At 68.4% G+C, this 630-nt stretch carries 1 protein-coding gene; it reads left to right on the top strand.

Translation table 11 applies throughout. The annotated features are described in order from the left end of the window. Window positions 1-33: 33 nt before the first annotated feature. A partial coding sequence (locus tag AC1DVR_RS23930) for a four-carbon acid sugar kinase family protein (RefSeq protein ID WP_478003112.1) occupies window positions 34-630 on the top strand: 597 nt, incomplete at its 3' end.

The following is a 630-nucleotide window of genomic DNA, read 5'->3' on the forward strand; positions in this document are numbered from 1 at the left end:
CGGGGCCGCATCGCCCCGAAGAAAGGGATTGCCATGCTGATCGGCGCTGTCGCAGATGACATCACCGGGGCCACCGACCTGTGCCTGATGCTGTCGCGCGGGGGGCTGCGCACCGTGCAGATCGTCGGCTTGCCGCGCCCGGATCAGCCGCTTCCGCAGGCGGATGCGGTGGTCATCGCCCTGAAGTCGCGCTCCATCCCCGCGGATGAGGCGGTCGCCATGTCCTTGACCGCGGCGCAGGCGCTTCGGGCGGCGGGGGCAGGGCAGATCCTGTTCAAGTAYTGCTCGACCTTCGATTCGACCGATGCCGGCAATATCGGCCCCGTGGCCGAGGCGCTGCTGGAACTGACGGGCGCGGAGCTGACAATCGCCTGCCCTTCGTTCCCGGCAGCGGGGCGGACGACCTACAGGGGGCACCTATTCGTCAACGACGCGCTCTTGTCGGACAGCCCGCTGAAGGACCATCCGCTCAACCCGATGCATGACGCCAATCTTCTGCGGGTTCTGGGGCGTCAGACCCGGGTGCCGGTCGGTCTCGTCCCGATCCAGACGATCTGGCAGGGCGAGGCGGCGGTGCGCGGGGCCTTTGCGGCCCAGCGTTCTGCGGGCAAGCGCATCGTGATCGTGGAT

This window comes from Rhodobacter sp. P2_H5 (assembly GCF_056403335.1).